This is a genomic window from Vibrio sp. 1401, from assembly GCF_033340295.1.
In genome coordinates, this window is record NZ_JAWOWF010000045.1 from 19,269 (window position 1) to 43,303 (window position 24,035).

General features: G+C 45.0%; 22 protein-coding genes and 3 pseudogenes. 2 read left to right on the forward strand and 23 right to left on the reverse strand.

The window, feature by feature from the left end; translation table 11 throughout:
• The 4 genes from traD to R7Z77_RS19205 form a co-directional block, all read right to left on the reverse strand.
• Positions 1 to 1,821: a conjugative transfer system coupling protein TraD gene (gene traD, locus R7Z77_RS19190; protein WP_262652104.1), complete on the reverse strand. Its 1,821-nt coding sequence runs from the start codon at positions 1,819 to 1,821 to the stop codon at positions 1 to 3.
• Positions 1,822 to 1,869: 48 nt separating this feature from the next.
• Entirely contained in the window at positions 1,870 to 4,020 is a 2,151-nt protein-coding gene (gene mobH, locus R7Z77_RS19195; RefSeq protein WP_318136789.1) for a MobH family relaxase, read from the reverse strand.
• Between the two features lie 90 nt (positions 4,021 to 4,110).
• Positions 4,111 to 4,620: a hypothetical protein gene (locus R7Z77_RS19200; protein WP_262652107.1), complete on the reverse strand. Its 510-nt coding sequence runs from the start codon at positions 4,618 to 4,620 to the stop codon at positions 4,111 to 4,113.
• A 353-nt stretch (positions 4,621 to 4,973) separates the two neighbouring features.
• Entirely contained in the window at positions 4,974 to 6,008 is a 1,035-nt protein-coding gene (locus R7Z77_RS19205) for an IS110 family transposase (RefSeq protein WP_064377512.1), read from the reverse strand.
• A 112-nt stretch (positions 6,009 to 6,120) separates the two neighbouring features.
• Here R7Z77_RS19205 and R7Z77_RS19210 point away from each other — a divergent pair.
• Positions 6,121 to 7,038: pseudogene (locus R7Z77_RS19210) on the forward strand (IS5 family transposase).
• Here the strand turns inward: R7Z77_RS19210 and R7Z77_RS19215 are convergent.
• The 19 genes and pseudogenes from R7Z77_RS19215 to R7Z77_RS19305 form a co-directional block, all read right to left on the reverse strand.
• Complete coding sequence (locus R7Z77_RS19215; protein WP_250154048.1) at positions 7,035 to 7,274, reverse strand: BREX-1 system adenine-specific DNA-methyltransferase PglX; 240 nt, start codon at positions 7,272 to 7,274, stop codon at positions 7,035 to 7,037. The pseudogene R7Z77_RS19210 and the gene R7Z77_RS19215 overlap by 4 nt on opposite strands.
• 15 nt (positions 7,275 to 7,289) lie before the next feature.
• Positions 7,290 to 7,445 carry a hypothetical protein gene (locus R7Z77_RS19220; protein WP_250154047.1) on the reverse strand — a complete coding sequence of 52 codons (156 nt, stop codon included), beginning with the start codon at positions 7,443 to 7,445 and terminating at the stop codon, positions 7,290 to 7,292.
• A gap of 24 nt (positions 7,446 to 7,469) precedes the next feature.
• Positions 7,470 to 8,885: a DUF262 domain-containing protein gene (locus R7Z77_RS19225; protein WP_311764737.1), complete on the reverse strand. Its 1,416-nt coding sequence runs from the start codon at positions 8,883 to 8,885 to the stop codon at positions 7,470 to 7,472.
• 126 nt (positions 8,886 to 9,011) lie between these two features.
• Positions 9,012 to 10,204: pseudogene (locus R7Z77_RS19230) on the reverse strand (IS4 family transposase).
• Between the two features lie 134 nt (positions 10,205 to 10,338).
• Entirely contained in the window at positions 10,339 to 10,488 is a 150-nt protein-coding gene (locus R7Z77_RS19235) for a hypothetical protein (RefSeq protein ID WP_161939216.1), read from the reverse strand.
• A gap of 47 nt (positions 10,489 to 10,535) precedes the next feature.
• A complete protein-coding gene (locus R7Z77_RS19240) occupies positions 10,536 to 11,177 on the reverse strand; it encodes an OmpA family protein (RefSeq protein ID WP_064377408.1) in 642 nt (213 codons plus the stop codon).
• A 367-nt stretch (positions 11,178 to 11,544) separates the two neighbouring features.
• Complete coding sequence (locus tag R7Z77_RS19245; RefSeq protein ID WP_213964798.1) at positions 11,545 to 12,834, reverse strand: TadE/TadG family type IV pilus assembly protein; 1,290 nt, start codon at positions 12,832 to 12,834, stop codon at positions 11,545 to 11,547.
• Between the two features lie 2 nt (positions 12,835 to 12,836).
• The gene (gene tadF / locus R7Z77_RS19250; protein WP_213964797.1) at positions 12,837 to 13,376 is read right to left on the reverse strand and encodes a tight adherence pilus pseudopilin TadF; all 540 of its coding nucleotides are present in this window, start codon (positions 13,374 to 13,376) and stop codon (positions 12,837 to 12,839) included.
• Entirely contained in the window at positions 13,357 to 13,875 is a 519-nt protein-coding gene (locus R7Z77_RS19255; RefSeq protein ID WP_213964796.1) for a TadE family protein, read from the reverse strand. Before R7Z77_RS19255 ends, tadF begins: the two co-directional genes overlap by 20 nt.
• Entirely contained in the window at positions 13,856 to 14,752 is an 897-nt protein-coding gene (locus R7Z77_RS19260) for a tetratricopeptide repeat protein (RefSeq protein ID WP_213964795.1), read from the reverse strand. Before R7Z77_RS19260 ends, R7Z77_RS19255 begins: the two co-directional genes overlap by 20 nt.
• A complete protein-coding gene (locus R7Z77_RS19265) occupies positions 14,745 to 15,653 on the reverse strand; it encodes a type II secretion system F family protein (RefSeq protein WP_395237011.1) in 909 nt (302 codons plus the stop codon). The genes R7Z77_RS19260 and R7Z77_RS19265 overlap by 8 nt, the downstream gene beginning before the upstream one ends.
• Positions 15,643 to 16,563, reverse strand: coding sequence for a type II secretion system F family protein (locus tag R7Z77_RS19270; protein WP_213964794.1), 921 nt, complete (start codon positions 16,561 to 16,563; stop codon positions 15,643 to 15,645). Before R7Z77_RS19270 ends, R7Z77_RS19265 begins: the two co-directional genes overlap by 11 nt.
• The gene (locus R7Z77_RS19275) at positions 16,560 to 17,849 is read right to left on the reverse strand and encodes a CpaF family protein (RefSeq protein ID WP_262652114.1); all 1,290 of its coding nucleotides are present in this window, start codon (positions 17,847 to 17,849) and stop codon (positions 16,560 to 16,562) included. Before R7Z77_RS19275 ends, R7Z77_RS19270 begins: the two co-directional genes overlap by 4 nt.
• Positions 17,846 to 19,096, reverse strand: coding sequence for a CpaE family protein (locus tag R7Z77_RS19280; RefSeq protein WP_262652115.1), 1,251 nt, complete (start codon positions 19,094 to 19,096; stop codon positions 17,846 to 17,848). The genes R7Z77_RS19275 and R7Z77_RS19280 overlap by 4 nt, the downstream gene beginning before the upstream one ends.
• An 8-nt stretch (positions 19,097 to 19,104) precedes the next feature.
• Entirely contained in the window at positions 19,105 to 19,635 is a 531-nt protein-coding gene (locus R7Z77_RS19285; protein WP_213916495.1) for a hypothetical protein, read from the reverse strand.
• Positions 19,632 to 20,960, reverse strand: a complete 1,329-nt coding sequence (locus R7Z77_RS19290; protein WP_213916494.1) for a type II and III secretion system protein family protein — start codon at positions 20,958 to 20,960, stop codon at positions 19,632 to 19,634. Before R7Z77_RS19290 ends, R7Z77_RS19285 begins: the two co-directional genes overlap by 4 nt.
• A gap of 11 nt (positions 20,961 to 20,971) precedes the next feature.
• On the reverse strand, positions 20,972 to 21,778 hold the full coding sequence (gene cpaB / locus R7Z77_RS19295) for a Flp pilus assembly protein CpaB (RefSeq protein ID WP_213916493.1): 807 nt from the start codon (positions 21,776 to 21,778) through the stop codon (positions 20,972 to 20,974).
• Positions 21,779 to 21,998: 220 nt separating this feature from the next.
• Positions 21,999 to 22,424 carry a prepilin peptidase gene (locus tag R7Z77_RS19300; RefSeq protein ID WP_213916492.1) on the reverse strand — a complete coding sequence of 142 codons (426 nt, stop codon included), beginning with the start codon at positions 22,422 to 22,424 and terminating at the stop codon, positions 21,999 to 22,001.
• 2 nt (positions 22,425 to 22,426) lie between these two features.
• A complete protein-coding gene (locus R7Z77_RS19305) occupies positions 22,427 to 22,645 on the reverse strand; it encodes a Flp family type IVb pilin (RefSeq protein ID WP_318136790.1) in 219 nt (72 codons plus the stop codon).
• Between the two features lie 278 nt (positions 22,646 to 22,923).
• On the opposite strand from R7Z77_RS19305, the pseudogene R7Z77_RS19310 reads away from it, so the two are divergent.
• Positions 22,924 to 23,724: pseudogene (locus R7Z77_RS19310) on the forward strand (IS110 family transposase); the annotation flags it as partial.
• Positions 23,725 to 24,035 lie beyond the last annotated feature (311 nt).

The window sequence follows — 24,035 nt, forward strand, 5'->3', positions numbered from 1 at the left end:
TTATGCTGCCTGTGTAGAGCTGGTTAATATAGGAATGCGACCTTTGATCACACGGCCACCTGAAAGCTTGGCGATGTACTCCAGGTTGGGAAGCTGGCCTAATAACTGCGGTGGAAACATATCGCCTTCTTCCTCCATCAAGCGTTCGCCATGATTGCCGGTAAATAACGCGGGGCTGTCCGAGTTGGACGACATACCCTGAGTTTGCATGATGTACTGCAACCGAGTCTTTGGCAGATTGTCAGTAATGTACTGCTGGGTTTCGGCGTCCATCACCCGAAGGGCTATCAAGTTGTTGATGTTACCTAACACCTGGCGAGCCTTAGCTTCACTGCCTGTACGAGCTGCAAAGTCAGCAAAGGTCTGAGTAGCAATTACACAACGCATTTTTGCGCCACGGCCTTTGTTGAGCAGTTGAATGAAGGGATCGTTGACGACTTCAGCCGCCTCATCGATGAAGATATTTACGGGACGATTTTCAACACCATAGTTATAGCGGTCACCGGCCACGGCGGTGAGATCGGATAAAAGCAACGAACCAATGGCGCTGCCAACCATGGCGTCGGTCAATGAATCCAACCCGATATACGCCACTTGGGCATTGTTGATAATACGGCCAGAATCCGTAATTAACCGGCTGTCATCCACATCGTTTGCAATCGGTGATAGCAATGGGCCTAGTTCACTTGATGTGAGCATATTGAGTACCGGCATCAGTGAGGCCACCATCTTGGAATAGTGGGTTCTGTCATGCTCAAACATGCTCAAAAGGCCTTCCAAATCGGTATTGGCGGCAATGGGCTGAATGCGTTCGTAGTAAAAAAGCAGCATCGCCATGGCTTGTTTAGCCAAGGTATTGGCCTTTTCGGTAAAGCGCTTGATCTCCACACTAAAGTTCGGATACACCTGCTCCCCCCAAGCCGTGACGGCTTTTACTACCAAGCCTTCTGGGCCACCTTCCAAGAATCGTCTCAGTGTTTTCAGATCAGGACGCTGTGAAGTAAGCAACAAACCTTGCACGATGTTATTCAGTGCCATTTGGCCAAAAGCTTTAAATGGATCAGCACCGGTTTCAGATGGTATTAATGCCGCAATTCGGCTGGCGATTTCAGTACCCCGGTTAAAGTTTCTAAGGGGATTAAGCCGTACCGAATGCTCAGTAAAACCCGGATGAAAATACACAAAGCGCTCAGGACTACCGGCGGCAATACAGGCTCGCAGCGCATTATCCTTAAGTTCTTTGTCTCCCTTAGGATCAATAATAATCACGGCTTCATTGCGCAAAATGGCCTGAGTGATCATCGCATCAAAGCATCGGGTTTTTCCGGCACCGGTCGTGCCGACAATTAAGGTATGCCCCTCTGTGTGACCAACTGGCTGGTAAACATCTTCTTCTTTGGGCTCGACTCCATGAATCCAGGTCGAACCCATTTGTTTGCCGTGACCTTGGTTAAGCAAGGTTTGCTTATCCCGCTTTAGGATTTCATAAGCACGTTGGGCATGACGTTGGTCCCACTCAAAGCCATACCCTAACCACAGTTCATCTGGATGTTTTGTCATCACCTTTTGCAAATGCGACAGCTCCATAAATGCCAATGGCTTGCCTTTTAGCCCCTTCTGCAACTTATAAAGACGGTAAGCCTCAGGCAGGCGATACAACGCCATGCCCGAGGAAATCCCTGTCATCCACCAAAATGGTTCGGGCGGTAACTCTGTCAGCATTTCTGCGGCAATCGCCCCAGTGGCTCCAACCAGCCAACCTGCTGCTGCCATGGCTTCATAGTTCGTGCGCCAGGGCATCTCATATGCATTTTCTTTCATTCATGCTCCGCAAAATAACCGTTTGCAATCCGATTAATTTCAAATGGATTAACGTTCAGCGTGAGCGGTAAACAGAACCGTTTCCCCCTCATCAAACTGGCATTGGTCACTGGCCGAGATCCCCCGAAGCAGCTGTCCGGCTGGAATGCCATGCGCATTGGCGACTTGGCGTAAGGTTTGAATTGTGACGCGAATACCATCGGCACTATGATCCACGTCTGGGTAATCGCCATCGGTCAGTAAGATGGGCAAATCTTTCACAAAACTAACCATCTGTTGCCGCTGCACGTGTTTGGGGTCTGTACTCGATTTCGCATTGGGCGCAATCGGCTTTTGCTTACGCTCCGCTCTTGTGGCGGGCTCTTTTGCTTGGGCATTGGTTGTCTCAGTTCGACTCGGTCGCGGTGAAGCCTCTTTGTTCTGAATTGCTGCCGCTGATTCTGCGTCTTGTTTGAGAAGGTCAATCAGTGCAGTAAGCCCTTTAGAAATCGATACTTTCAGCAGCAACCCTTGCTCCTGAACGCCATCTTTCGTAGTCACAGTTCTGGCCTTACGTTTCGGGTTTGCGGGATCTAGTTCAAGCCAATCTAATTGACTGAGTTCAGCAAGCAGTTTTCGAGGTGCACACCAAGGTCTTACGGCATCGGGATAGCGGATCAGAAGCTGTTCACCAACCATAATCAACGCACTGTTGGCCTTTGGGAGCCACGCCAAAGATTCAGGCAGATTCACTGCTTCTGTATCGTACTGGTTTACGTTATTTGAGATAGCGTCATCATGAGAATTGTTAGGCTTTTCACATCCATCACCTGGAGCATTTTCAGTTGCCTGAAGGTGATTAACATCACTGGCATGACGAAGTTCATCATCTTGGTCGGACGGTTTTGTCGATGGCGACTCAGTCGAATTACTGAGTTCAATTGATGATGACGCTTCAGGCAAGCCTGGCTGCTCACTGGAGCGACTCTGTGGCTCTGCTTGTGTTTGCTTTCTTGCTTCCCATTCAGATTTGCTAAACAGTGCCACGCTACTTGGCACATTCGAGCTGAACAATAAATCGGCCTCAGATATATGCAGCATGGGTAACCAGATTGGCTTGTCGTCTTTGATCAGAACTTCAGGGGCAAGGCTTTCATATCGCTCATTTGAGGCGGATTTAGTGGCCAATCCTCGCTCAATGAGGATGTCCGCAAGGGTATCGGGATCTCTTGGAATGCCAGGTATCTTGTCTTTGGCCAACAGCTCAATGATGTCCTTAGCCGCACTTTTCCAAACCAGGTAAAGATGGGTTGATTGATTCGATTTTCGTATCCAAACTCTGGCATCTCGCTGATTGACTAACCACTGGGAACTGGCAAGTAATCGCCTCATGGCATCAAGTAGATAGCGTTCGACTGGGACACCAAGGGCATTGTCGTCAACGGAAATTCGTTGAGCTTTCAGGTCTCGCTGGACACTGGTTTGGTCAGCTTCAATAACCAATTTAGACAGGACATGCTCTGGATCGGTATTGCCAATTGCTTCCAGCATGGCTTGCAAAATTTCAGGGCCAGGTTGTGTTAACCAGGCGAGCAACTCAGGCGTCATCACCCGGTTTAAAACCAGAATTGAGAATTGCTCGTGCCGTTTGCACCGTCCGTCGCGCCAGCGAATGAAATAGCGTTCAATGCTGTTATTTGTGGTCCACTGAGATAAGGTTTCCAAAAAAGGGTTCCACTGATAGCGTCCATCTTCGTCTGTGATAGACAGGTCTGAAACTGGCTTACCAATATCGTGGAACAAACCGCCAAGAGCCGCCGCAACACGCCACCTTGGTTCAAGCTCTTTTTTCTCAACAGGTGTGCCACTGGCAACAAAGATGATCCCTTCAGCTGCTTGTGCCGCCCAGAAAGCAACTTCCAACGAATGACGTAATAAACCACCAGCACCACTGTGATGATGATGCTCAGAAGCTGGCAACAAGTGTACATAAGCAGCCAGATGATCAATGCAGGGCTGAATCAGCCTTTGAAACTCACGCTGATTAAAGCCAAGTACCTGGCGCAGTTTGGCAATTAGCTCGTCTTGTGTGGACTGCAAATCCTCGGGTGACGCAGCTGGCAACCCCTTCAGGAATGGCGGGTAGCGTGGAATTTCCGCATCCAGTTGCGATGACAGTTCTGGTAGTGCTTTGGCTTGAAAAAATAGGTTTTTGAACATAGTGAACCTCCGACACGATAGTGTGAAGGTTCACTAAGAAGACGATAACAAGATAGGTAATAAGAAATAGAACTTAGTTAACTTGACAATCTAGTCATCCGAAACAGATGTAATTCCTATCGAGCTTGCACCAGCGTCTCCCGTTAGATACATCCGCAATGCGTATAACAGATCGGGAGTGTTGCGGAACATTTCAGGCTTTTCAATTTGAAGGCTGATTCGGGACTTAAGCTCGATGTCACTTTCGATAACTATTTTGGAAACATCATCTACCAATGCCACATATTTTTTAGTCAGGTCATTATCTGGGGCGAAAATCATTTTGAACTCTTCGTCTTCAATCCGTCGGCTTCTCAGGAGTGCAAGAAGAAGTTCCAAGTGCTTACAGAGAGTCGCGATCTGATATCCTTTCCCATCATTAACAACCTTATGGATGTCGAACTCAAGGCAGCCATATAAGCCTCCAGATAAAGCTACGAGATCCTCTTTAGTCAATTTGTTGATCAGTGTTTTGGAACGCCAAAAAGCTATCGACAAAACCTCCATGGTAATGGATCTGGTCAGGCCCTCATTATCAATGGGGTCGATGACATTCTCCAACAGCTCTTGTTGGTATGGCAGTTCGGCATTACCGATGGCGAAGGCTTTGTTGCGTAATTCAATTGAACTTAATCAGGAATTTACGATCTGATCGTGTATGGACACTCCCTCTATTGCAAGTAAATTTTAATGAAAATGAAGGTATAACTGCCCACGTGTATTCGGTTTTATTAGTGATGCCTTAATTGCGCATCGAACCATAATGGCGTTATCCGCACATTAACTCCCAAACGGCTACACGAGCTATTAGCTCTTTGATCAGGTTGGGTTTTGATAATGTTGGTTTGACCTATTTTCCATCATTTCTTTACTATGCAATTCTTCATATAACTGTTTTCAAAAATCAATAACATTTAAGCCGCAGCGCGAGATGCGTCATACTCAACGTCTTTGGCAACAATAGCCCACGAGATCCTTGCCAACTTGTTCGCAAGCGCGATGATCGCTACGTTCGGATGCTTAGTGATACTTAGCTTTTTGATCCATAAACTTAAGGCGTCTGTTTTATCCTTAACATAGCGAAATGCAGCTCTGGCGCCATGAACCAATAACTTTCTCAGGTATCCATTGCCTCTTTTGCTTATACCTAATAACCTCTCTCGTCCCCCAGTACTGTATTGTCGAGGAACCAACCCTAATGATGCCGAAAAATCTCGACCTCTTTTAAAACTCATGCCATCACCAAGGTCAATAAGTAGTGCACTGCAAACGAGTGGGCCAATGCCGATGATTTTCATTAATCTTTGAGCAACAGGGTTGTCACTAAGACTCAATTTTATCTTATTAGTTACCTTATCAATGCGTTCATCTAGCGTGATTAAATCTTCGTACAATACTTGTAGCAACTCCCTAAATTGGAATGATAACGAGTTTTCTACGTCTTCTAACCAGTAGGGAATATGTTTTCTCAAATTACTGATACCAACAGGTGCAACGATTCCATATTCAGCGGTTAAGCCTCTAATCTGATTAGCCCTGGCAGTCCTCTGAGCAATTAGTTCTTCTCGGACACGGTGCATTGATTGAATATCTTGTTGCTCGCTCGTCTTTACAGACACAAAGCGCATATTCGGCCTGTTTATCGCTTCGCAAATGGCTTCAGCATCGACTTTGTCATTTTTATTCGTTTTGACATAAGGCTTTACAAATTGACCTGCAACAAGCTTCACTGTATACCCCGCTTTGATAAGTTCTCTTGCCCAGTAATGAGAGGAACCACATGCTTCCATTCCAATGATTGCTGTAAAAGGCACTCGTTTCATGATCGCTTTTAACCATGTGTTTCTTGCATATTTTCCCTGCCAGGTCGTTTTTTCATTTTCATCAACAGCATGAATATGGAACACATTTTTTGCCAAATCGACACCCACACGAATAATCGTTCCCATCTGAGCCTCCCATCCTACGAATAAACCATGTTTATATAATGTAGCTAATCCAGTGTGATAAGGGTGAGGGGTGTCCATACCATTGGCTACACCCATAACTTCATGTGGCCTCATGCCAAGACCTCGTTACAAAACAACCAACTGGAAGCAATACAATCAAGCCTTAATAAACCGTGGTTCCCTGACCTTTTGGATTGATGAGGAAACGATAGCTGAATGGAAGCAAAGCAAACAGGACAACGAGGCAGGCCTCGTCAATTCAGTGACCTAGCTATTACTACCGCACTGATGGTAAAACGCATTTTCTCTATGCCATTGAGAGCGCTACAAGGTTTCCTAGACTCCGTATTTAAGCTGGCTAACATACCGCTTGTTTGTCCGCATTACACTTGTATAAGCCGTCGAGCTAAGGAAGTTGAGGTTTCATTTAAAACCAAAACCAGAGGCGTGATACAACATCTGGCTATTGATGCCACTGGTCTCAAGGTTTATGGCGAAGGTGAATGGAAGGTCAAAAAGCATGGTACTGATGGGAAGCGCAGAGTCTGGCGTAAGCTACATTTAGCAGTAGATACCAGCACCCACGAAATAGTCGCAGCAGAACTGAGTTTATCTAACGTCACCGATGCTGAAGTTCTTCCCAATCTACTTAAGCAGACTCGTCGTAAAATCACTGAGATATCAGGTGATGGTGCTTATGACACAAGACATTGCTATTGCAATACGGATCAAGCGAGCGGTTCCGCTCATCCCACCAAGGGAAGGAGCAGCCTTCTGGGAACAAGGACATCCTCGCAATTTAGCGGTAGGTTGTCAGAAACTTTACGGCTCGAACAAGAAGTGGAAAAAGCGGTATGGCTATCATAAGCGCTCGCTATCAGAGACAGCAATGCATCGAGTGAAACAGTTGTTAGGTGGAAAGCTAAGCCTAAGAAATTACAACGCTCAGGTTGGCGAGACTTACGCAATGATCAAAGCGTTGAACAAACTTACAGGGCTAGGTATGCCCAAAACTCAGTGTGATGTTTAATAATTACTCAATTTTGGACATCTTCGCTTTCCATTTGAATTACGCAACAAAGCCAGTTTACCGTCAAAACTGTTACCGGCGATTTGAAGCACAGAACCTTGTAGATTCGCTTCTGCAATTTGTAGCTCGCCCTTTTTATTCGCGGTGATACCAAAGGTATTTAATCGTTTAGCTACCGCATCCATAAATTCGCGGCGCGCTTTTGGTGCGTATTTTTTAATGTTGTTCGTATTCATATGTTCTTGCGCCTCTTATTCTGTCTCTACGCTGCTTGCGGGTTGTAATGCAGTTCTAATGCGGGCAAGCAGTGTTTCCTGACGCTCGCGGTAAAAGTCCATAAACTGGTTTAGTTGTTCAGGTAATGATGTTATGGCTTGCGATTGCAGATGTGCTTGTCTTGCATTCACATCAGGCCACTGCTACGCATACCATTAATGGGGCATTTTTTGCCGCTTCTGGTTGTTGATTGTCTCTTCCAACAGTTGAAGGTTTGGCAGCTTGTTAGATGCCTCGATGAGTTCATCTAGCTGTTCAGCTGGGACACCAACTTTTGCAAGCTTGTTACGCGTAAACAAACCTTGAGGGTAAATGTGATCCACATGAAAGTGTCGTGAAAAATCGAATCCGGGGAACAACAAAGTTAACAAGGCAAAGGTACGCGGATTACCATAATCCAACTGCGCTAGTTCACTAATTTCCTCTGGGTCAAAGCGCAAGGATTTACCACGCTGTTGCATGGTCGCTTCAGTTTTCGCTAGCGGGAACCCCGTATCACCCGATTGTTTAATGTCTGAGCGAAGCATAATAAGCAGGGTGTCCAAACCACTTCCCCAGATGCCTGACGCTTTCAACAAGGACCTAATGAGCCAGTTTCTGATACATTCTCTATCGACCGCATATTCAACCCTGGAAAGGTAGCTTGCCGTTAACTTTCGGTGGTGCAGGTAATACGCCAACGGGAGGATGGCACTTGTTGCTCTGAGGTTTTGTGCATTAAAACCAAAACTTGCCAGCAACTGCATTGAGAGCAATAACGCATCACGAATTGGCGTCCAGTTCTTTTCCAGAATCGCCATGTTTTCCTTGTTAAAGTTCTCAACCTTAAAGCCCACGCTACCGATGTCAGAGAGCATTAAGCCTGCTTTTAAGACGAGATCTTTTGATACGTTGAATCCATCACCAACACGGTTCATCTCATCCACTAATGCATGAATTTCTTCACGGGCATCTAACGAGCTCCACTGGGCTACTGCTATTGAAAGTAGTAAGTCTGAGTAGGACAAGGTAGTACCGCCGCTATTCATGCGGATAAATATATTCAGAACACGTTCTAGGCTCTGATCACTTTCTTCGTAAAACGAAATCTTGTCTTTGTCATGGATGGTTCGATACAAGTGACGAAGAGTTGAGCGAGCCTCTTTGCGTTGCTCCGAACTCAACCTAGCATCATCAGCAACTTCATCGATAAGTGCATCTTCTTCCTCTTCCATGATCCGGCCTACACGGAACCTGTATTGTTCAGAAGCATCCAGAGAAGCTTTATCGTCGGTAAGGAACTCAAAGTCATACATCGACCCAGTTTCTAAGTCGGGCTGGCTTAACAGATTTAAGTGAAGCCTGCGCACAGGGAAGGCGTCATCATTACTCCACCATTTACCTGTCAGCTTCCACGCAAATGAGCCGCGTAAGCCGATATTCAAAGCAGTAATCCGCTGCTGTCCATCTAGGACGGCAATGAACTCGCGCTCCGGTAACTGAGTGACATTTTCACAATGGTAGTTATCTCGCTCATGGTAATGCTGCATGAACTGATAAAACTGATAGCTATCCCGGTTCCCTGGTTTTATCTTCCAGAATAGAAAGGTCCCAAACGGGTAATCTCTGTGTTAGTCGCTCAAACGCAACCGGGCTCACTTCTTCAATTAGCACATGATGCAGTTTTTCACGCTAAAGCATAGCCCTGAGAGATCCCCTCATAATTTCCCCAAAGCGTAACCATGTTTGAATAGATTTTGAGCAGGCAGGGTTGCAGCCACGAGTAAGTCTTCCCTTGTTATTGTGTAGCCAGAATGCCGCAAAACTTCCATGCCTAAGCGAACTGTTGAGAGTGCGTTTCGATTTCTGACTGTGTTAGCCTGGAAGTGCTTGTCCCAACCTTGTTTCTGAGCATGAACGCCCGCAAGCCAACATGTTAGTTGAAGCATCAGGGCGATTAGCAGCATGATATCAAAACGCTCTGAGCTGCTCGTTCGGCTATGGCGTAGGCCTAGTCCGTAGGCAGGACTTTTCAAATCTCGGAAGGCCTCTTCAATCTGCATTAGCTTCGAATAGATATTAACAAGTTGTTTAGGTGTTCGAATTTCAACAGGTAAGTTAGTTGCTAGAACCCATGGCTCTTTTGCCGACGCTGAGTAGATTTTAGGTGACGGGTGATGACAATGAGTCCGTGTCGAGCGCTGATTTTTTCGGCCTTTAGGGCGAGATTTATACAATAGAATTTGGCATGAGATTGGATTGCTTTTGGTCAGCCTCTTATCGCCTAAAGTCTTTGAGTGACTTGGTGAAATGTCGTGTAAGTTGCTGATAGGTTTCCAGTTTTCCGCTCCTAGGTCTGCATATTGTACTTTTCCTCTTACTCGACTTAACCAGTACCAACCCAGCTTCTCAACGGATTTATACCATGGCACTTTAAAGCCAGCATCACTGACAATGAGCGGTGTGGTGTTACTTGGTAGAATGCTTGCAAGGTCGGCTAGAAATTGGTCATGAGCTTTCTTTGAACACTGCTCTGAAAGCGGGAACGCTTTCTCATAAAGAGTAACAGAACGACCGTGTAGTGCGACTGAAGCTCGCAATACCATAAGCCGCTTTTGCTCACGAATATCAGACCGGTCAACAAGTACAATGGGCATCGTATTGCCCGAGCAGATAAAGCTAGCATGCCAACGGTATACAGCGAGTCGCTCTTTGTGGAGGTGACGATTACCTAACAATCGGTCGATTCGTTTGATGTTATGTTTTGTTCTCGCTTTGGTTGGCAGGTTACGGCCAAGTTCGGTAAGAGTGAGAGTTTACAGTCAAGTAATGCGTGACAAGCCAACGTTAAGCTGTTGAGTCGTTTTAAGTGTAATTCGGGGCAGAATTGGTAAAGAGAGTCGTGTAAAATATCGAGTTCGCACGTCTTGTTGTCTGATTATTGATTTTTGGCGAAACCATTTGATCATATGACAAGATGTGTATCTACCTTAACCTAATGATTTTTATAAAATCATTAGGGGATTAATCAGTACTTCGCATCATTTAATCAGGAATAGCAAAGATGTTGTACAAGAGGAAAAACAAATTGGTGACAGTCAACGCCACCAACGCCATCACTAAGAAGCAGTAATCCTTGTAACGTTCATCATCGACGCGCAGCGCAAGCCATTTTGCGATCCACTCACTCAACATGCATCTTCCTTAGTTTAAGCCAACTTATAAAATTTCATCTTAAGTTATCACTTAATTTCCACTCTTCGGTTTTGTGCTCGGCCAGTTTCACTGGCATTCGTGGTGATGGGGCGCTTTTCACCGTAAGAAACGCTTTGTAATTGCACAGGTGTTTGAGCATATTGCTTTAAGTAAGCTTCCACACTTTCAGCACGACGTAGCCCTAGGGCAAAGTTGTACTCTTCACTACCAACATCATCGGTATGCCCTTCTACCGTCAGCGTATTATTGGTTCTTAGCCGTGCCAAAAGCTGGTTGAGTAAATAGCGTGAAGCTGAAGTTAATTCGGCACTGTTAAACGAGAAGTAGACGCGCGCCAACGCTTCTTTTGATTCCCCTTGCCAAGATTTAGCGTGGCTCAAAAGATATTCAGCACAATTGCCTTGCACTCCGGCAGCAATCATCTGTTGTTCGATAAAAGTGGCACTGGCATGGTGCTCTCTGCTTTGTTCAATAAGCGGAAAAGCCGAGTGGTTAAGTAGAACGCGCCGACCCGGTGCGATTTGCACTTTCTGCTCAAACTCTAGGTCGATGCCGTTGCAGTAATGATGAAACGCGCTTTGATCTTGGTTGGGCGATGCATAGACCGAAGCAGCCCCAAAGCAAAGTAGTGATAAAGCAAGCGATAGCTGACGTTTGGTTGTGTTCATTATGGAAACTCCTTTGCTGAAGGGGACAAATAGTGGCCGAGAAAATCCGTTAATCGATAGGATTGGCACACACCTTGGCGGCCAACCACCATGACTTGTGGGGTTTGAGTGGGTAGGTACTTAGCACTGTAAAAGCCTTGGTCATCGTGAATATATTCTGCTTCACAACGAAATGGGCGTTGCTCTTGAGCTAAATCAATAATGTAAACCGTCTCGTAACCACGAATTTTCTCTTCAAACAGCAGATGATTAAATACATTAACTTACTGTTGTTGCAGCTGATCATCACTATTAATAAAGAGCAATAAATTGTCTGCCCAGCTTGGCGTGGTGAATACGCTGATTAGCAAAAATAGGGTAATGTGTTTCATAGCGCTAAATGGCCTATTTCTTCGGTGATCAACTCAAGGATTTTGTTTTTGATATCGTCTCTGTTTTTTGCCGAAAAAACATTCTCTTCACCAACGCAGTTTTTCATCTGCGGGTAAGTAGTGATATCGTACGCAAAACCAACCGCTACCATCCTAGCTTTGACTTTCTCTCCACCAACAATTTGAGCATTCAAGGTCTCCAATATTTTCGTACACATACGTGCCGCTATCAAATTATTAGTATTCGTGGTAAAAGAATCTTCGCCATCTGACAAAATGATAATTAATCGTCTTGGGTTTACACCTGCCATGGCAAGTTGCGCACCTCGAATAATACCAGCATAAGAAGAAGTCCCGCTGATAGAACTTCCTTGTACAATAAATGTATTGACATCTTTTTTTAAAGAGTCAAAATCATTAGTAAGAGGAATATTAAAAAATGTAGAAACCCCAGACGCAGCACCATATGTAGTCAGCCTTTCAACTGAATGGGAAATATGAGACAAATTAAAGATGTTGTCAACGACTGTTTTTTTAGAAACATCACTATTCTTACCTGGTTGATAATAACTATTACATCTCTTATTAGAGCATATTATGTGATCATAATGTTTGAAAGAACCATTGGGTTGCTTTTCAACCGTAAAATAGTCAAATCCAACAACTGACAGTTTATTTTTCTTAACCATTTTTTTATTAAATTTTTCCAGTTCATCGGCAATCTCAGTAATGATCTCTTTCATCATAATATAACGTACTGGATTAGCCGAATTTTGTGGCCCGTTTTTATCCCAACGCCATGCCATAGAACCAGAGAAATCTGCAACCAAAACCACATCGACCGTTTCAGCATGAAATTTCCTTGCTGATGAATAACCACCCACCGCATAATTCTCGCCGAAACCAATAATAGCATCATTACCGGGGAACCAGGTTGGCTGGCTAATTTTGGCTGACACTTGATATTCAAAAAATCGGCGATTAGTGTTTTTACAATTGGCGTTGTCTTCACAGTTAATTTTTTTAATTTGAATGTCATTATTATTAATCGTCGCGGAGGGGAAATAGTACTCTAAATAGTTTTTTGCCAGTGCTGCATTATCGGAACCTTGCCCCGCGACAGCAAGGCTCGTCACTTCCACCGCTTCTAATAGGCGCGCTTTATCTTGCACTGCCCGAGCACCATCGGTACCTAGAGTGAATACCCCAAACAACAAAGGAATAAACAGCGCAAAAAGAATCGCGGCATGTCCGGATTGACGGTGTAAACGACAATATTGCTTCATCTTTATCTCCCCATGCTGATTGAGCGGCTGCTGACGCGAGAGAATTCTTTGCCAATTAAATTGCCATACCAACTCGGTGTCTCATAACACAATGTCACTTCGTAAAGGGTGGCATGTCGGCCAAAGGTCGTAACGAAGTCCAGCGGTTGCAGTGACTGGCTGTTATTGCAATTGATGCCTTGGGTGAAAGGCGCACGCACGTTTTTATTTTCTCGCACCATACGTACTTGAAACCCAAATTTTTCCGCATCGAAATTGCCTGAGGTTCTTTTTAACGAGGCCAGCACAATGTCATACAATTGCGTGGCTTCTGCACCAATCGGTTTTCCTGGTTCAAAAGGAAAATGATCCGCACCATAGATTTCTGTACGCTCTTTCATAATACTGGCGGCAGAATAAGAAAGCCGTTCTAATTTCCCTTTATAAGCAAGTTTGACCACCACATCCGCGCTAAAAACCAACAGCAAGGCAAAAAAAACGCCGACGATAGCAAATTCGACGGTAAAATTGCCCTGCTGTAACTTAGAGGGTGAACTTTTCACGCTGATACTCCTGAATCACCATCGCCTCACGGGCAAACACCGTTTTATCATTCAAAAAGAAATTAAAAATCGGTGTGTAATCATAGCTAATGCTATAGACAGCAATCGCCATATTTTTTGCATCATTGCAGTTCAGCTCATCGCCGTTCTCACCCAAGCAAGTCTTTTCGTAATTGTGTAAATCGTCTAATTTTTTCACATATTGGATGCTTGTTTTGAAGTTGTTGGCGTCTACTACATAGCGCCATAGGCTATTTTGCTGCTGCAAAATGGTCTTAAACTGCGCTTGATAATCATCGCCATCGATTTTTTTTGTTTCCCTTGCCGCGGTGGCAATCGCTAAATCACCCAAACTTGAGACATAAGAAAGAAAACTCATCTCCACCCAAGCCATGCACATTAACCAGAAGGCAAAAAAACCGCCGACAAACTCAATCGTGGCGACACCCGATTGCTTTGATCCGCTCTCTGGCGATTGCTTAGAAAACAAACGACGCATCTTTGGGCTCCTCAACGGGAATAACAATGTCAGTGTGATTGTTATTTGGCTGCAATAGATGGCTTTTTGAATTAGCCGATGCCTCTGCTGGCATGTGATTCATTAATTGCATTTCACGCAGGTTAAGATAGGCCAGATATAGTTCTTCATCGCTGTATTGCTGACCATAAAAAGAACGTAAGTGTTCAAAACTGCCAATTTTGGCCATGATCAAGGCTAAATTCGCGGTGACCATGTCATCCGCTTGGCCATTGAGATAAATCGGTAATAAACGCGCGGCGGCGCTTTGATAATCTTGTTCTAATATATCAATCAGCGCCAAATTGTTTTTGACCGTTACATCATCAAACATCAGCTCGCGAGCACGATTAAAGCCTTCACGTGCTTTTCGCCACTCCCCTTGCTGCGCATAGATAATGCTGATCGAATTTAAAGCCTTAGCACTGTTTGGGTTCACTTGTAGAGCGGCTAAAAGTGAACGTTGCGCCTGCTCTATCCGCCCCAGTTGATATTGTGCTCGACCTTGAAGGAAAAACAGCTCATCGCGAGCGACACTACTCTTCGCCGTCATCAAAGGAGCCAAGGTAAATAGACTCGATTCCGGATCTTTGCCATTGAAATAGGCGTTAGCCAATTTAAAACGTATTTGTGGATTTTCTTGCTGCTGAAGTTGAGTTTTATATAACTCAATCAAACCCGCTTGATTATTGGTTTTGATTAGTAAAGATTCCTGATCAAAGTCCAACGGTTTCTCAAGATTTTGTGTCTGACTTCCCTCACTGTTGAACGCTTGATAGAAACTACTGCAACCCGAAAGTAATAAAACACAGAACAGCCATAAGCCGCTGTGTATTTTACGCGACATTTTATTAGGCATTGATCATCATCCTCATCACACCAGGGGCAGCAATTAAAATCACAATCGGCACCATAATAAAGACAATCAGAGGAATAGACATTTTCGCCGCCAATTTGCCAATTTTTTCCTCGATCTGCAGCATTTGTACCTCTCGAATATCAGCCGATAAGGTGGTCAAAACACTGTAAATCGAGCTGCCATATTGCAAACTTTGCTTTAAGGTCATAACGAAGCTGCGCATTTCATTTGAGGGCACCCTAGCGTAAAGCTCATCGAGCGCAGTCTCTAAACCGACTAAACGCGCTCTATCATCGGTTTTCACCAATAAATAGCTGATGTCTTTATCAAACCCTTTCATCTCTTTGGCAAGATAGCTGATCGCGGCTTCAATCGTCATACCGGTTTGTACACATACCGCCATTAAATCCAGCAGATACGGCAGTTTATTCGAAATTTTATGGCTCAGGTTTTTTGCCCGAATCGCCAAATAACTATCAGGTAAAATTAGACTGATCACCAACCATAGCGCCATAAATAACAGCAGATTGTCTGCCAACCATAGGGTTTTTAACGATAAAAAATAAATTCCCGCCGCGCCTAACAGCAATAGCGAATACTTAAGCGGCATAAAATAGGTGGCGAATTTGGCATTATAAAAACCCGCCGCTAGCATCTTTTGCTGCTGCAGATGCTTGTCAGAAGAAAACAGCCGATTGAGCGTTGCCGATAGGCGTTCAAGTAAGCTGACTTTTACCGTGGTCTGCTCTGCGGTTTGATGCAGATAATAATCTTTCCAGAACTGCCTTCTTTTCTCTTTGCGCAGCGAAGCAAGCAGCAGCAATACACCAAGCAGTAGTAGAGCAATAGAAAAAAGTGGACCAACTTGACCAATTGAGGTCAAAGAAACATTAGCGAACACTCTTCATTAACCCCCATACAATCGCAATACCAATTGCTTCGCTGATCAGTACGTAGTAAAGGATGGGACGACCGGCAGGATCAAACATCACAAACTCGTAATTTTCAGGGCTAAGGTATTGCAGCATAAATAAGAAGAAAAACGGAATAGCAGCGACAATTTTGGCTGACGTTCGTGCTTCCGAGGTCAAAGCAAATTTCTTTTTTTCAATCGAACGAGCATTAAATAATAAGCGATTGAGGCGCAGAATCACCTCTTTCAATTGACCACCACGCTGCATATTGGCGCGCAAAGTAATCACAAAAAAATGAAAAGAAGGATAAGGAAAGCGCAGGCAAGCTTTACGAAACACATCATCGGGCGACTCGCCAAGTTGCAGACGTTTGCCCATGATCTTGAACTCTCTGCCAACATCGCTATTTAAGGTATTTCCGACATACATGATCGCGTGAGTGATACTTTCGCCCGATGAGACGGCACTGCTGAGCATATTCAAGGCATCAGGAAAGCTGTCTTCAAATTGAGTCTGTTCACGTTTTTGCAACCAAAAATAGGCAAAGGTTAGCCCTGCCGCAACGACAATAACCACCACAATCAGCGCCGAAGCACGGACAAAACGCTGGTTAAATTCGACGCCGAGAAAAATCAGTAAGGCAACAAAACCAAGCACCTTAAATAGCGCCAGTTTCCCTAACTGCTTACTGAGGTTTTTCCAACTCTGATCCAGACGGTCTTTTATTGTGCGATCGGAGAGTGACTTCATATCAATCGCTTGATGCTCAGCGACCATAGAGTCAACATGTACCGTTCTAGCAAATTCAGCAAGATAATCATATCGGGCATTTTTCCTTTGCCGCAAACCCACCAGCAGCAACAGGATGCCGAACATAAGCAGCAGCAACCACATCATGCCGATGTCTCCTCTAACGAACGAAAGGCTTGAGCGAGTTTCTCTTCCAACCCAAAAAAGCGCGCTTTTTCATACAACACCGAGCGTTGCATTAAGCCAGAGGTAATAAAATGGCCATTGACTTTGCCATCTTCACTTTGGCGCAAATTGGGTTGGAAGCGGAAAATTTCTTCCAATACCACGCTCGAACCTTCCAGCCCCATCACTTCGGTGATGCTCATCACTTTACGGCTACCATCATGCAGACGACTGATCTGAATAATCAGATCCACAGCGCTGACTATCGTGCGGCGGATCGCTTCCAAAGGAAGGCTACTCGTTGCCATCATCACCATCGACTCAACACGAGCCAGTGCGTCTCTTGGTGTATTGGCATGCAGAGTCGACATCGAACCATCGTGACCGGTATTCATCGCTTGTAACATTTCAAACGCTTCTGCGCCTCGACACTCACCGACAATGATTCGATCGGGTCGCATCCGCAGTGAGTTAATCACCAAATCACGCTGATTAATCATCCCGGTATTTTCAATCCCTGCGGTACGCGTTTCCAAACGGACAACGTGCGGCTGCTGTAAGCGCAGCTCGGCGGCATCTTCGATGGTGATAATGCGTTCATTTTCTGAAATGAATTGTGAGAGCGCGTTGAGCATGGTGGTTTTACCTGAACCGGTACCACCGGAAATCAAAATGTTGAGACGACATCTTGCCGCCACCATCAACACTTGCGCCATCTCGGGGCTCATGGCACCAAATTCACATAACTTGGTAAAGTCGATACTCTGTTTTTTGAATTTACGAATCGAAATGGCAGTTCCATCAATGGCAATCGGCGGAATAACAATGTTAACTCGGCTACCATCTTGCAAACGCGCATCACAAGTGGGTGAGGATTCATCAACCCGCCGACCGACCCGTGAGGCAATTCGCTTAGCGATATCAAGTAACTGGCGTTCGTCAATAAAGTCGATCTGTGCCTTTTCCACCAAACCGCCACGTTCAATAAAGACGTTATGATGACCGTTGATCATAATGTCACTGATGGTGTCATCATCCATTAAGGTTTGTAGAGGCCCCAAGCCTATCAGTTCATCCACCAAGTTTTTGACAAACTCAGCGCGGATGATTTTAGGCACGCTTAACCGTTCGCGATCAATCAATAGCCCTACGGCACCATCCAACTGCTTGGCCAGTTGTTCTTTGGTCATCTGCGCGATCGCTTCGGGCTCTAGAGCATCGAAAATTTGCTTACGAATGCCCACATATATCGCTTTTGCACCGATCATGAGCGCGACAACCTCTGCTTCAGGGAGGCGAAGAAACTGGGTGTGTTATTTATCGTCTCGCCAAGGATCATGGCGCTAAGGTTTTTCAATGGCTCCGCGGCCTTTAACTTGGAAGTCACCACTCTTTGATCTTCCAAAACGGTACGATTGATGGTTTCACAAAAAGGAATTTCAATATCAATCGCTTGTTTTAAAATCGTTTCCGCATCTTGTTTGGTGGCGGATTGCAACTTAAGTGGCAAGGTGTGATTAAACACCGTCAGTAAACGTAGAGCGCGATTGCTGTTGCATTTATTGATGCGCTCTTTTAAACGAGCGGCTTCGCGCACGGAAGAGACGGTCGGTTCAATCACCACCACCACCACATCCGCCTGAGCAACGAACTTATCTGCTTCAATAGCGAAACCAACCGAAGCAGAGAGATCTTCAAGGATGAAATTCACATCCTCCGATAACTGATCAACGACAGCGTTGCTGTAATCAAGTAGAGATAGGCTGTCGAGCTGCTCTGAGGTTAAGGCTAAAATCGACAGCATGTTGTTGTGCTTATAGACCATGCTCTGCGCGGAAGCAGTGTCGAGAGAAGAGGAGAGCGAGCCTTTCTGAATTCGTCGTTTTTCCATTTTGCGAATACCAAGCAAAATGTCTAAATTGCCGCCATGAAAATGCTGCTCAACGATCAAACAGGAGGTTTTGCGTACACTGGAGAGTTGATGAGCTACTTCGGCAGTGATCAAACTGGTTCCCACTCCCCCTTTGCTGCCGAGTATCGTGATATACTTGGCTCTGCGTTTCTGGCCTGGCCCGCGATGGCTACTGCGTTGGCGGTTATCGTAGACACTCTTAACAAAATCAATCAGCTCTTGTTTGGTTACTGGCCAAAAGACGTAGTAAAAGCCCATGCTTTTTAAATTACGAATGGTCGAAATGGCATCTTCACTACCGACAATGATCACAGAAGCATGATTGGGCAGTAGGTGACTGATTCTTTCCGCGTCTTGGCTGATATTGAGACTGTTATTGAGTTCCACAATCACAATTTCGATGTCGGATTGGCGCACATGCTCCGCTATCGCTTCATCGCTATTTTTAACAGTGGCAGGCGGTACTATCCCTTCAAAGCGATAGGCTTCCATAACCAACTCTTGGCATTCACTGGTTTGATGAAACAGTACCGTCGTGATCTTCTGTTGTTCAATCACTTCGCTAGACTGTTTTTTACTTAATCGATCGACTAAATCAAACATAATAAGCGCTATTCCCCTACAGCCATCTCTGGAGATGCAATTGGATGGTTTGTTAACATTTTTTGTGGGTTAACCATAGATTGCCAACGCAACGACTCGCTCACGCAACCATTACTTTCTTGGCTAAACTGGCTAATATTTACCGTATCACACAAGGGTACGACGACACGATGAGCGACGATTTCAATTTTAAAATCGAAATGTTGGCCAAAGCCTGCCGGCATTTTTTCTACCCGAATACTTTCTGGGGCGACGCCTAGTTTGCGCAGCTGTTTTTCCGCTTTTAGCGCAAAGCGCTCGCCAGCCTTGGTACTCCAATACAGCACACTGTTTTGCGTTGTCAGCTGGTGATGTTGTTGAGCCAAAAATTGCTCCAAAGAGCGTTGTGCTTGAGTCACTTGTTTCGCATCGGTTTGCAAAGACAAACCGCTGTGCACGGGGTAGACATCTATTGCCGGGCCGGGTTTGTCTGGCAAACCTGAGCTGCAACCTAATAGCGCAGTACTGAGTAAAAGCACATTCAAAGTTGGATTTTTCATTGTTTAAACCCTCCCGTCGCCAGGATTTGTTGGCTAAGCTGCTGTTCGACGGCAGGACGCTCTTTAGGCAATGCAAAGAAGCGTTCCAAAGTTGAGCTGCGCTGCATGGTGGGCAGTTGAACACTTGATGGCTCAATCGGCTGTACCAAATTTACCGTCGCAATGATCACCAGTTCCGTTTTATTGCGGGTAGTTTCGGTATGACGAAACAGAGCGCCCAGAATAGGAACATCGCCAATAAAAGGAATTTTACGCAGCAATTCTGCTTCTTCTTTATTAAGCAAGCCGCCCAATACAAAGCTTTGACCATCACCGAGTTCAACCGTAGTACGAGCGCGGCGAGTTTTTAGCGCAGGTAAATTATAAGTTGAATTGGCGTATTGGGTATCGAGTGAACTGACTTCAGGCATTAACGATAGCCTAATTTTGTCATCACGTTGCACTTTGGCCATCATCTCTAAACGTACACCAAACTCTTTATATAAAACGTTAGTGCCGCCATCGACGATGGTTACAACGGGTAACTCACCCCCGACAAGGAAACTGGCTGTTTCACCCGAAATCACCGACAGATTTGGCTCGGCAAGTACTTGCCCGACGTTATCATCGCCAATGGCCGTGATTAAAGTGATGATATCGCTGCTGCTAAATTGCCTTAATGGGTTAACAAACACGCCACTACTTTGACCAATACTGCCAAGTTGAATACCAAACTTCTCCATAAAGGTTTGCGAGACTTCAGCTATCGATAGTTTGACATTGATTTGCTTAGTACTGGCGACTTCAATGTTGTTGACCACCCCTTCAAAATGGCGTTTTTGCATAACGTCCATTTTGTAACTGTTATCACCAATTTTCCATTCTACATCCGTGTCGGTTGAGGATTTTCCCAGCAGTTCACCCACCAGTAGGTTAATTTCATCGCGCTCTTTTTCAGTTGCAACGGTACCACTGAGCACCACCTGTTGACCTAGATTGTAAATCGAGACTTCAGCGTGCGGATATTTGATCGCAATTTGTTGCTGGATATGTACCATGCTGGTGTTAACGACCAAACGGCGACTGGCTAGGGTTTCACTGTTTTCGCCAAAGACCAACAGGCTGGCATTACCGACTTGTTTACCGAAAATCACCACAGTTTTACGGTCAATGACCTGATAATCGGCGACTTTCGGATCCGAAATAAACACCGATTGGATTTCTCTATCCAAACGCAACGTTTGCGCATCCCCTTCAGCTAAATTGAGGATCCGCTGCGCTTCGGCGGGCAGGGCAATCACACTGAGCAAAACCGCGAATAAGCCATACACATAACGTTGTCTCATTTTCTCTATCCTTAACGTGTTGTCGCGCTGCCAGCACGAAACTCCTGAATCGCTTTATAATCGGTTAATACATCGCCTGCGTTGGCGGAAAGGTCGCTGGCTAAACTGTTGCCGGTCGAAAGATGGATCTCCAACTGGGCAATATGGCGAGCGATGGTCAACGTTGCGACTTGCTTACGGGTTAGCTCAACAATCACATTGGCTTGGCTGGTCAACTCTTCGTTACGCCCAGAGCTAGATGTAGTTGGCTGTTGATTGACTTGCAACACTTTGACACCCATTAGCACTGGGGTAAGCGAAACGGTTTCAAAACTGCGCACCGTTTCTTCGGTCGCCAGATTCTGCTTTAAAGAAGAAAGAGCAAGAATATCGACCAAAGAACCAGGGCGAATTACACCGCCAATCACCGATTGAGGATTAACCTGAATGGCAAATGGCACATGGTTAGGGGTTAAAATTAGATCCAGATACGCCGGCTGTTCAGGGGTTATCAACCACTCGGGCCAAACCACTTCGCCAGCAGCCAAATCTCTCTCGATACGTAGATCGGCCACAAAAGTGAGTTCAATATCTTGATTCACGCCCAGACTGAGCGCTTGCGCCTCATCGATACGTCGCAGCTCAAGATCAGTACGGCTGACTAACTGGCCTTTTTGTAGCGGCTGTTTTGCCAGCCACACTTGATATTGCTTGATGGGCGTGTTGGGTGTCGCGTCTTCAGTAGGCGCAGAAGCGATCGGTGCTGACGGCGTCAACAAGCCATAGCCACCAATACCAATAACCATCAGCGCCACTGCAATTAAAAGCTTGGAGTTCATATCACCGTCCCAAGTGAGAAATATGGCTTATCTTAATGTCGTTTAAACATCGCCATTATGGATGCGTCAGAGCAAACTATGGCGTTGATTATTTTAAATAAGCAGTTTGTGGCTACATTGCCGTTGGATATCAACGTTATTAAACGGGAAATTTTTCAGGCGTTATTTGGAAATTATAAAAATCCTTTTTGTTCAACGCTCAGCAATCACTTAATGACGCTCAAAGCGCAGAAACGACAATGGCTAAGCCGCCGACCAAACAGATCGGCACCCCATAAGGAATACCACGCTGGCGCACTTTGGTTAAATCCGTCAATAAGCCATACAGCAAATAACCTAGCGCCATTACCCCGCCAACCATGGCGATGCCGACTAAAGTCAGTGGCATGTAGCTGGGATCAATACCGAGGCTAATGACCGCCAAAAGTTTTGTATCACCAGCGCCAAGCACACCGAGCTGAAAAAGCAACAGCCCACCGAGCACAATCGCCAAGGTATAAGGCCAAATATGCCAATTAGGCTGGGTGAACCAGCCTAATAGAATCAGCACAACCAAAACCACCACTGCGCGATTATCGATGAAACGAGATTTGATGTCGTCTATGGCAATCAGGAGTAGCAGGGGGAGATTGAGAAAAACTAACAAAGTTATTTTTTAGGCGCAGCGGCATCAGCACCATTTATCGCTGTTGTAATCTTAGTCATAGCCCCAGTCAAAGAAGTTTTTAGATCCGTATTAAACATCGCTAAAACAATTGCCGAAACCGCCACACCAATAATCGCGTATTCAATTGCGGTGACACCGCGTTGGTCTTTGGCAAACGATTCCAGCAGCAGACGAGTTTTTACATAAGCTTTCGTTAACATGATTTTTCCTTTTCATAATTAAATATTTTTTGAAAAAGTCTTACCTCAAACCAGACTTCCCAGATTTCAGTCTTTATCATAACGAAAAAACTCTTGATGTCTATCGTAAATATTACAATTTGTTTTTCAACTCAACACACTCACTAGCATCATCTCAAAAATGAGGCATATTGCACTGAATTTACATTACTCTCGGCTTTGATGTGATGGACGCATCTCCCTTCTAGCACCGATGTACCAAACTAATGGTGCAACCAGTAAGAACAGGAGTAATCATCATGTCTATTAAAGTTGTCGGTATCGATATAGCCAAAAACCTCTTTCAAGTATGCGTGTTGAGTGCTGATGGGCAAATCTTGTCAAACCGAAAGGTAAAGCGTGACAAGCTTCTTAATACAGTACGTCAATTTCCAGAGCAAACAGCTATTGCGATGGAATCATGCGCAACTTCGCATCATTGGGGAAGAATATTTCAAGAGCTGGGCAATAGGGTCGCTCTTATCCCAGCTCAGCACGTAAAACCATTTGTTGGGCGACAAAAGAACGATGCCAACGATGCGAGAGCTATTTGCGAGGCCTTTTCAAGACCCGATATTCATTTTGTTCCCGTTAAGTCTGTTGAGCAACAAGACCTCAAAGCTATACGCAGTGTTCGTAAACGTTTAGTGGAAAACAGAACAGCGCTTGCTAATCAGATCAGAGGACTTGCTGCTGAGTACGGAGTGGTTTTCCCTTTGTCTATTAAATCACTGCGGAGTCATTTGCCGTTAGCGATTGAAGATGCTGAGAATCAGTTGTCCCATGTTATGAGAAGCTTACTTCAAACGCTGTACTGTAAATTTATCAATATCAGCGACGAAATTGATAAAGTTACTCAAAGTATAACCAGATTGAGCCAACAACATCCAAGGTATGAGGCAGTTAAGAATATCTCTGGTTTTGGTCCGATTTTGACTGCTGCAATTATTAGTGAAGTAGGCTCTGGCAAACAGTTTCAAAATGGTCGGCAATTCTCAGCTTGGTGTGGATTAGTTCCCAAACAAAATAGCTCGGGTGGAAAAAGTAGCCTAGGGAAGGTGCGAATAAGTCCTGCAATTTAGGTCTTGATCAAGCCCTTCTCTTTACCAGCCTAAATTTTAAACGCTAAATTTCGAATTTAAGCCAATTAATGGGCGTTTTAGGCCAGATTTTAGCCCTATTCCAGGCTATTCCCGGATTTCAGACAGATCTTGGCTGTCGTCACAACATCTGGTCTACTTTAAACAGGTTTGCCAACATGAATAACATGGCTATACCCATTCAACTTGAAGATACAGGTTTCAATATCTGAAAGTTATCCGTAATTCTGGATGACAATGAGCCTGCAACTTCTGGTAGCGTTACATCGAAA

Bases quoted from the DNA above. Each gene is read 5' to 3' on its own strand.
- traD (WP_262652104.1), bottom strand. From the start codon at position 1,821: ATGAAAGAAAATGCATATGAGATGCCCTGGCGCACGAACTATGAAGCC.
- mobH (WP_318136789.1), bottom strand. From the start codon at position 4,020: ATGTTCAAAAACCTATTTTTTCAAGCCAAAGCACTACCAGAACTGTCA.
- R7Z77_RS19205 (WP_064377512.1), bottom strand. From the start codon at position 6,008: ATGGGAACGATTATTCGTGTGGGTGTCGATTTGGCAAAAAATGTGTTC.
- R7Z77_RS19215 (WP_250154048.1), bottom strand. From the start codon at position 7,274: ATGAATACGAACAACATTAAAAAATACGCACCAAAAGCGCGCCGCGAA.
- R7Z77_RS19235 (WP_161939216.1), bottom strand. From the start codon at position 10,488: ATGTTGAGTGAGTGGATCGCAAAATGGCTTGCGCTGCGCGTCGATGAT.
- R7Z77_RS19240 (WP_064377408.1), bottom strand. From the start codon at position 11,177: ATGAACACAACCAAACGTCAGCTATCGCTTGCTTTATCACTACTTTGC.
- R7Z77_RS19245 (WP_213964798.1), bottom strand. From the start codon at position 12,834: ATGAAGCAATATTGTCGTTTACACCGTCAATCCGGACATGCCGCGATT.
- R7Z77_RS19255 (WP_213964796.1), bottom strand. From the start codon at position 13,875: ATGCGTCGTTTGTTTTCTAAGCAATCGCCAGAGAGCGGATCAAAGCAA.
- R7Z77_RS19260 (WP_213964795.1), bottom strand. From the start codon at position 14,752: ATGCCTAATAAAATGTCGCGTAAAATACACAGCGGCTTATGGCTGTTC.
- R7Z77_RS19270 (WP_213964794.1), bottom strand. From the start codon at position 16,563: ATGATGTGGTTGCTGCTGCTTATGTTCGGCATCCTGTTGCTGCTGGTG.
- R7Z77_RS19275 (WP_262652114.1), bottom strand. From the start codon at position 17,849: ATGATCGGTGCAAAAGCGATATATGTGGGCATTCGTAAGCAAATTTTC.
- R7Z77_RS19280 (WP_262652115.1), bottom strand. From the start codon at position 19,096: ATGTTTGATTTAGTCGATCGATTAAGTAAAAAACAGTCTAGCGAAGTG.
- R7Z77_RS19285 (WP_213916495.1), bottom strand. From the start codon at position 19,635: ATGAAAAATCCAACTTTGAATGTGCTTTTACTCAGTACTGCGCTATTA.
- R7Z77_RS19290 (WP_213916494.1), bottom strand. From the start codon at position 20,960: ATGAGACAACGTTATGTGTATGGCTTATTCGCGGTTTTGCTCAGTGTG.
- cpaB (WP_213916493.1), bottom strand. From the start codon at position 21,778: ATGAACTCCAAGCTTTTAATTGCAGTGGCGCTGATGGTTATTGGTATT.
- R7Z77_RS19305 (WP_318136790.1), bottom strand. From the start codon at position 22,645: ATGTTAACGAAAGCTTATGTAAAAACTCGTCTGCTGCTGGAATCGTTT.